Annotated in this window: 7 protein-coding genes and 1 pseudogene; all 8 read left to right on the forward strand. The window is 61.0% G+C overall.

Annotation, left to right across the window (positions count from 1 at the left end):
- Positions 1-616 precede the first annotated feature (616 nt).
- Positions 617-976 carry a hypothetical protein gene (locus GQO94_RS20400; RefSeq protein ID WP_198046085.1) on the forward strand — a complete coding sequence of 120 codons (360 nt, stop codon included), beginning with the start codon at positions 617-619 and terminating at the stop codon, positions 974-976.
- A 272-nt stretch (positions 977-1248) separates the two neighbouring features.
- Positions 1249-1724 (forward strand): annotated as a pseudogene (locus GQO94_RS21160) (IS3 family transposase); the annotation flags it as partial.
- Positions 1725-2020: 296 nt separating this feature from the next.
- Positions 2021-3490, forward strand: a complete 1470-nt coding sequence (locus tag GQO94_RS20410) for a DUF1800 domain-containing protein (protein WP_156843219.1) — start codon at positions 2021-2023, stop codon at positions 3488-3490.
- Between the two features lies 1 nt (position 3491).
- Positions 3492-4643: a DUF1501 domain-containing protein gene (locus GQO94_RS20415; protein WP_156843220.1), complete on the forward strand. Its 1152-nt coding sequence runs from the start codon at positions 3492-3494 to the stop codon at positions 4641-4643.
- 193 nt (positions 4644-4836) lie between these two features.
- Positions 4837-5682, forward strand: a complete 846-nt coding sequence (gene kdsA, locus GQO94_RS20420) for a 3-deoxy-8-phosphooctulonate synthase (RefSeq protein WP_156843221.1) — start codon at positions 4837-4839, stop codon at positions 5680-5682.
- A 10-nt stretch (positions 5683-5692) separates the two neighbouring features.
- Positions 5693-6229, forward strand: coding sequence for a KdsC family phosphatase (locus GQO94_RS20425; protein ID WP_198046086.1), 537 nt, complete (start codon positions 5693-5695; stop codon positions 6227-6229).
- Positions 6219-7016, forward strand: a complete 798-nt coding sequence (gene kdsB / locus GQO94_RS20430; protein WP_156843223.1) for a 3-deoxy-manno-octulosonate cytidylyltransferase — start codon at positions 6219-6221, stop codon at positions 7014-7016. Before GQO94_RS20425 ends, kdsB begins: the two co-directional genes overlap by 11 nt.
- Entirely contained in the window at positions 7009-7761 is a 753-nt protein-coding gene (locus GQO94_RS20435) for a KpsF/GutQ family sugar-phosphate isomerase (protein WP_198046087.1), read from the forward strand. The genes kdsB and GQO94_RS20435 overlap by 8 nt, the downstream gene beginning before the upstream one ends.
- The last annotated feature ends 119 nt before the right edge of the window (positions 7762-7880 follow it).

Raw genomic sequence — 7880 nt, forward strand, 5'->3', positions numbered from 1 at the left:
GCCGCCAGCTCCGCCAGCGTCAGATCGCCCCGGATCGCTTCCAGTGCGACCTTGGCCTTAAAATCGGCGCTGTAGCGCTTCCTCGTCGTCTTCATTCCCGTACCAATCCATCAGGTCGGGAGTCGCTTAACACCCTGTCCAGAAAACCGGCACCATCTCAGAAGACGACGACCGAGGTCACTGCGAAGCAGCGGAGGCCGTCAATGTCCGGCCGATAAACGAGGGCTTTGCTCACGTTTTCGTCCCACTAACAACAGACTAGCATGGCCTGTCGCTTAGCCTTTGCAGTTTTTGTCCAAGACACAAGTGATTCTAAGAAGATTACGCACCCAGCGCATGTTTACGCGGGAAGTTTTTCGCGCCGCAAAAGGCTGCGGAGCAGCTTCGACTCGCCCTGTAACCAGTCCGGGCAAGGGAGTTCTCGGCCTGAACACCTCTCGCACCGTTGACCAGACGACCGCTTTGGAAACTCTCTTGCGCGATCCCGTCCGACATGGCCCGGGCGGCGCGACCTACGCCGCCTCGCGGTAGCTGGCGCGGATGGGGTCCGAGGCAATCGGCTTCTTCGGCTACCGACAGGATATCGAAGGCCTGCGCGCTTGCCGTCGTGCCGATCGTGCAGTTCCTCCTTGGCGTTGCCGGTCTCGAAGGCGGCTTCGTCAGGGTCGACGTGTCCTTCGTAATTTCCGGCTTCCTGATCGCCGGCATGACCATTCGCGACTTCGCGGCGGATAACTTCTCGACATTCCAATTCTATCGCCGCCGGCTGCGCTGCACCATCTCCGCAGTCGTCGCGGTCGTCGGCACGACGCTGCTCGCCGGACTTATGCTGCTCCTGTCGCATGATTTCCTCGCGCTATCACGGGTAATGTGGCCACTGCTCTTCGCGATCAGCCTGGCTTCAGCCGTACTGTCGATCGCTTGGTCGCACAGCGCGCCGCAGGCCGGCTTCTATCTTCTGCCCGCGCGCGAATGAGAAATGCTGCTCGGCCTGATGCTGGCGATCACGCCGTTGCCGGTGCTGCGCTGTCGTCACCTGCGCGGGCGCGGCGGCGCTGATCGCGGAGGGTAGCTATTGCTCGACCGTGCTGGGTGCCATGCTTTCGAGCGTAGAAAATCCCTGCTGAGCGCATGAAGTCTGATCTCGTGCGGGTTTCTGGACAGGGTGCTACGCTAATTCCGACTTGCAGGACTGGTACGGTAATGAAGTAGACAAGGAAGCGCTACAGTGCGGATTTCAAAGCCAAGGTGGCTCTGGAAACGATCCGGGGCGACCTGACGCTGGCGGAGTTGGGAGCGAAGCATGGCGTTCACCACACGATGATCGCGTCGTGGAAGCGGCAGGCCATTGAGGGGATGGCAGGCACCTTCTTTGGCGATGGCGATGCGGCCAGGGCGGCGAGCGGGGCCGATGTGGACAAGCTGCATGCGAAGATCGGGCAGTTACTGGTGGGACGTGATTCTTTAGTAAGGGCCTTCGGTCGACGAGTGTGGCGCGGAGGCGAACGATGACCGAGCCTCCTCGGCACGTTTTATCGATCGCGGCGCAATGTCGGCTGCTGTCGATTAGCCGGTCGTGCGAATATTGCGCTCCGGTGCCGCAGTCCAAGGAAACACTGGCGCTGATGCGGATGATCAACACTACGTTTCTGGACTGGCCGTGGTACGGCAGCCGACACTTGGCGGAGCATTTGCAACGCGCTGGACAAGAGGTCGGGCGGCGATGAACAGGGACTGTCAGCAGTCAACGCCAAGTGTTCAGCTTCTCGCAAGGATCTTCGTACGATAAGAATCAGGGCGTCCTACACATGCGCTACGCACTTGTTGTCGAACGCGTCGATGAATGCATTTTCGACATGGTGCTTGTCGGTGGCTTGTTTCCGAGGTCAGCGGCAGCTGCTAGGTGCAGCTGATCCGGGCTATCGGGCACCGGGACCGCACGAGAATGCAACAAAACTTTGAGCCCACGCGCATCCCAGGCCACGCTTGCGCGACGATTGACAAATCCGATTATGGAGTAATGGTATTGCGTGCAACCACTGCCCTAAATCGGTTCGGCTATGGGGCCCGACCCGGAGACAAGGCTCCTTCCGACGGTGCCGGCTGGCTGGAGGCGCAATTCAATCGGTTTCAGGTCCGGCCGGCTGCCTTCAGTCGCTTAGCGTCGCGCGATCAGATCGCCGATGCTATTGTCGCCTATCGTGATTTTACTCGTACGCCGGAAGGCAAGGCTGCGCTTGGCGAGCGCCGCGAGGCGGCCCAAGCGGCGAAGCACGCTGCATTGGGCAGTGCCTCCCATACCGCGACAAACAATCTGATGCAAAAGAACGCAGCGCTAGCTAAGCTAGACGGTTATGACTTCGCGACGCAGCAAAATGCAATGCAGATCATCGCGCGTATCCAGTCGGCGGTCGAAACCGATACGCCTTTTGTGGAGCGAATGGTGCATTTCTGGGCGAATCACTTCGCGGTGTCGGCCGACAAGCGGCTGATGATCGGGTTCGCTGGTCTAATGGAGTTTGAGGCGATCCGCCCGCATGTCCTTGGGCGCTTCGAGGATATGCTGATTGCGGTCGAGCAGCATCCGGCGATGCTGCTCTATCTCGATCAGCCGCAGTCGATCGGACGTGATAGTGCGCTGGCCAAGCGGGTGTCGAAGCGGGCCGGTAAACTTCCTGGGCTAAACGAGAATTTGGCGAGGGAAATCCTTGAGCTTCATACGCTGGGCGCGCGTTCCGATTATACACAGGCCGATATCATCGCGTTCGCGCAGGCGCTGACTGGCTGGGGCGTGTCGGGAATTTTTCAGAAGACTGCTGGAGCGAACGGCAGGTTCGGATTTGCCGCCGCTCGCCATGAACCCGGCGCGCGGACGTTTATGGGCAAGACCTATGGCCAGAGCGGTGAGGATCAAGCGCTTGCTATCCTGCGCGACGTCGCCGCGAGCCGGGCTACGGCAATCCACTTGGCGACGAAATTGGCGCGCCATTTCACGGGCGATGAACCGGAGCCGGCCCTGGTGACGCGGCTAGCAGAGAGTTTTCATCAGTCCGGCGGCCATTTGCCCACGGTCTATCGAACCCTGATTGAGGCGCCCGAACCGGGGGAGGGCATAGGCAAGTTTAAATCACCGTGGGACTGGACAATCTCGACCTTACGGGCGATCGGAAAAGTGCCAGATCAGACCGACCGATCGTTTGAACGGACGCTTTGGTTGAACGGCCAGCCGGTCTGGCGGCCAGGCTCTCCCAATGGGTTCGGCGACTTGGACGCGGACTGGGCGAGCCCGAGTGCGCTGATCCAACGGCTGGAAACCGCGAGCCGCTGGTCGGTGGGTTTGAAGTCGGCGATCGATGCTCGCGCGCTGGCGCATACGTTGTTTCCGGACCAACCGCTTTCTGATGATACGTCCGAAGTCATTTCGGGCGCAGACAGCGCTGGTCAGGCGGTATCGCTTCTTCTCGTTTCTCCCGAATTCCTGAGGCGTTAGAATGGTTGATCGGCGAACATTGATTAAAGGCGGGCTGGTCGCGGGCGGGATCGGGGTGATCGTGTCCACAGGGTCTTTGTTCCCGATTTCGTTCGCGCGGGCGAACACTGACAAACGGTTCGTGTTCATCATCCTGCGCGGCGCGGCTGATGGCCTGAGCATCGTAATGCCCAGCGGTGACCCCGCTTATATGGGACTTCGCGGCGCGGTAGCGCCGGAAGAGTCGCCTGAAAAGCTGGACAGCACGTTTTCGCTGCATCCCGCGCTGACGGAGGTCGGGAAGCTTTATTCACAACGCAATGCAATCTTCGCGCAAGCGATTGCGTCGGTGTATCGGGACCGTTCCCATTTCGACGGTCAGAACGTCCTGGAAAGCGGCGGCGCCAAGCCGTTCGCAGTCAAGACCGGCTGGATGAACCGTATGCTCTCCCTCGTATCAGCGGAAGACAGACGGGCCATCGCGCTTGCTTCCGCAATCCCGCTTGCCATGCGTGGACAGAATGAAGTTTACACCTATTCGCTGGGAGAAACGCAATCGTTGTCGGACGACGTGGCCGCGCGAGTAGCGGGGCTGTATCGACAGGATCCGGAGTTGGGCACTTTGTGGGAAGCGGCGGTTCGCACGCTCGACCTCGCAGGTGATGCCGGAAAGGGTGCGCGGCGGGGCGCGCGGCTGGGTGCTCTCGCCGCCAGGCTGCTCGCCGCTGATGACGGCGCCCGGATCATGATGATTGAAAGCAGCGGGTGGGATACGCATGTCCGGCAAAAGGTCCGGCTCGACTCCCAATTGCGCGAACTGGACGCCACTGTCGGTGCGCTGGTTGGTGGGCTGGGGCAGGATTGGGCAAACACGATGATTGTGGTCGCTACCGAATTCGGACGCACCGCCGCGATCAACGGGACCGGCGGCACCGATCATGGCACCGGTGGCATGGGGATGGTCTTGGGGGGGGGGCTGGGCGCCGCGAAGGTCGTCGCCGACTGGCCCGGGCTTTCGCCAGCCCAATTGCTTCAGAACCGCGATCTTCGCCCGACCGCTTCGACTGAAGGCATGATAGTATCCGCCGTCTCTCGCCACTTTGCCATCGATCCGGGCAAGGTTCGCAGAGCGCTGTATTCCGAGCTTTCGTCAATCAAGTTTCCGACGTTCTGACTGATCCGGGGTGTTGGCTGCAGGGCGGAATCGTCTTCCGAACTTTTGCCGTCGACATGACGCAGCGTGCTGCACCCGCGAACGAGGTGTTGCCATCGAGGGCGTATTATTGCATCAGGCTGGCACTTCTGAGGAGCCAGAATGTCAGGCGGTTCGCCTTGGCGGCAACCGCGGGCCAAGGGGAAACCAATTTATGGATGTTGTCATCCGCCCGGACATCGTCGTTTCCAACCGGCGGCCGCTATGCCTCTTTGGGGGATTGAACGTTTTGGAGGATCTCGATTCGACCTTGCGTGCCTGCGAGGTATATCAGGGCATAACCTCGAAGCTCGGCATTCCATTTGTTTTCAAGGCGTCATTCGACAAGGCGAACCGGTCGTCCGTCACTTCCTACCGGGGCGTGGGGCTGCACGACGGCATGGAAATCTTCGCGAAGGTCAAACAGCGATTCGACGTTCCCGTGATCACCGACGTGCACGAGATTCATCAAGTGACGATGATCGCCGAAGTCGCCGACGTGCTTCAGATTCCCGCCTTTCTCGCGCGGCAGACCGACCTGGTGGTAGCGGTGGCGAAGGCCGGCCGCGTGATTAACGTCAAGAAGCCGCAGTTCATGAGCCCGCCTCAGACCCGGCTCATTGTCGAGAAATGCCGCGAAGCGGGGAACGACCGTGTCATTTTGTGCGAGCGTGGCGCCCAGTTCGGCTATGACAATCTCGTCGTGGACATGCTCGGTTTTCGCGAGATGATGGACGCGACCGGCAACGGCCCCGTCATCTTTGACGTAACGCACAGCCTGCAGCGGCGTGATCCGGGCGAGGTCGCTTCCGGTGGGCGGCGGCGGCAGGTGGCCGAGCTTGCGCGGGCGGGGGTCGCCGTGGGATTGGCGGGGCTGTTCATTGAGGCACATCAGAACCCCGATCACGCGAAGTGTGACGGGCCGAGCGCGCTGCCCTTCGACAAGCTTGAGCCGTTCCTGCTTCAGGTCAAGCAGCTCGACGACCTGGTGAAATCCTTCGCGCCGCTTTCCATCAGCTAGGATGCGACCGATGGTGACGACGATCAGGCTGGTGCTGTTCGATATTGACGGCGTCTTCACCGACAACCGCCTGTACGTCGGCTCCGAGGGCGAGGTGTTTAAGGCGTTCAACGCTCGGGACGGCGTCGGCATCGCACTGCTGCAGTCGCACGGCATTGAGTGCGGGACAATATCCGGTAAGCGCAGCGCGGCGCTCGAATATAGGATGCGCGAGCTTAAGATGGATATCATTAGTCTGGGCGTGCACGACAAGCTGGGCGCGCTCGAGGAGATCCGGCGCGATAATGGCTATACGGACGACGAGATCGCATTCGTTGGGGACGACGTGATCGATCTGAGCGTCATGAACGCGGTAGCACTGAGCTATGCGCCGGCGGACGCGCATCCGCTGGTGATCGATGCGGCCGACCATGTGATGCATTCCAACGGCGGCGGCGGCGTGGTGCGCGAGGTGGCAGAGCATCTGCTGGAAATCGGCGGTATCGCGCGAGCCGAGCAATATAACCGGCTGATGGACCAGTGGGGGCGGCAGCAATATGCGCAGTGATTCCGGGCGCCGATGTCATGTCGTGATCCCGGCTCGCTATGGATCTTCGCGTCTCGAGGGCAAGCCGCTGATTGACCTGGCCGGCAAGCCCATGATTGTGCGCGTACACGATAACGCAGCGAAAGCGGCTGGCCTTACCTCCGCCGACTGCGACGTCACCGTGGCGACCGACGACCCACGGATCGCGGCTGCGCTTGAGCGGCATGGCATCCGCTACACGATGACTGACCCGGATCACCGGTCGGGAACCGACCGGGTCGCGGAAGTGGCGCGATCAGCTGGATGGGGCGAAGACGACATTATTGTTAACCTGCAGGGCGACGAACCGCTGTTCGGGGCGGAACTGATCGCGCACTTTTTGAATTTCTGCCTTGCGGGCACCACGCCTTCGGTTTTCACGGCCTGTATCCCGATCCTTTCGGCAGAGGATTATCGCGGGCCGAATGCAGTGAAGGTAGTGCTCGACTGCTCGGGAACGGCGCTCTTGTTTTCCCGGGCGCCGCTGCCCTTCGCGCGCGATCGCGCCGATGAGGCGCGCGCGGTCGAGGCGGCCCTGCTGCATGTCGGTATCTACGGCTATCCGAATGCGCTGCTACAACGCATATGCCAGGAGCCCCCTTGCTCACTCGAGACGATCGAGGCGCTCGAACAGCTAAGGTTCATGTGGATGGGAATCCCAATTCAGGTCACGCAACTCGATCGAATGCCGGGCAAGGGGGTCGACACGCCCGAGGATGCCCGGCTTGTTGCCCAACTGATCGAAGAACAGGAGTCGAGCGATGGCTGAAGCCGATATGCCTCATAATTATCTGGCGATCGCGCGCGAGGTGTTCCAGATCGAAGGAGACGCAATCTGTGCGCTAGGCGACCGTCTGGATGCCAATTTCGAAAAGGCTGTCGCGCGTGTGCTGCAGGCGACGGGAAGGCTCGTCGTCTGCGGCATGGGGAAGTCCGGAATCGTTGGACATAAGATTTCGGCGACGCTGGCTAGCACCGGCACGCCCAGCTTCGTGCTTCATCCCGGCGAGGCCTATCACGGCGATCTGGGCATGCTGCGCGGCGAGGATGTGGTCCTGGCGATTTCCAATTCTGGGGAGACGGAGGAGATCGTTCGGCTGATCCCCTTCTTTCGCGACAACGGCAACGCGATCATCGCGATGACGGGAAAGCCGGAATCGACTTTGGCGACGGCGGCCGATTTTCATTTGGACGTTGCGGTGAGCAAGGAGGCCTGCCCCAACCAGCTCGCGCCTACATCGTCCACCACGGCGGCGTTGGTCATGGGCGACGCGCTTGCGGTGGCTCTAATCAACGCGCGCAGCTTCCAGCCCGAGAATTTCGCGCGCTTCCATCCGGGCGGGTCGCTGGGCCGCAAATTGCTGTCGCGGGTCGACGACATCATGGAAAAGGCGCCTCTGCCGTGCTTGGTCAAGGCCGCCCCTTTTCCCGAAGTGCTTAGCATCATGACTGAAGGTCGCCTGGGCCTGGTCATCGTGAAGGACGTAGCCGAGGGGGCGATCATCACCGACTGAGAACGGCGGTGCAAAATTAGACCACGGTAGCGGCGGCGAAGTGCTGCTGCGGGCGGCGTAAAAGTCGTCCACTTTTTCCCTTTCGCGATGGCGGCGAGGGGGATGAGGGATTTACACCG

The organism is Novosphingobium aquimarinum (assembly GCF_009746585.1).
In the GTDB taxonomy this organism is placed as follows: Bacteria; Pseudomonadota; Alphaproteobacteria; order Sphingomonadales; family Sphingomonadaceae; genus Novosphingobium; species Novosphingobium aquimarinum.

Coding starts and splice junctions, on each gene's coding strand:
- GQO94_RS20415 (WP_156843220.1), top strand. CDS start 3,492: ATGGTTGATCGGCGAACATTGATTAAAGGCGGGCTGGTCGCGGGCGGG.
- kdsB (WP_156843223.1), top strand. CDS start 6,219: ATGCGCAGTGATTCCGGGCGCCGATGTCATGTCGTGATCCCGGCTCGC.
- GQO94_RS20410 (WP_156843219.1), top strand. CDS start 2,021: ATGGTATTGCGTGCAACCACTGCCCTAAATCGGTTCGGCTATGGGGCC.
- GQO94_RS20435 (WP_198046087.1), top strand. CDS start 7,009: ATGGCTGAAGCCGATATGCCTCATAATTATCTGGCGATCGCGCGCGAG.
- GQO94_RS20425 (WP_198046086.1), top strand. CDS start 5,693: ATGGTGACGACGATCAGGCTGGTGCTGTTCGATATTGACGGCGTCTTC.
- kdsA (WP_156843221.1), top strand. CDS start 4,837: ATGGATGTTGTCATCCGCCCGGACATCGTCGTTTCCAACCGGCGGCCG.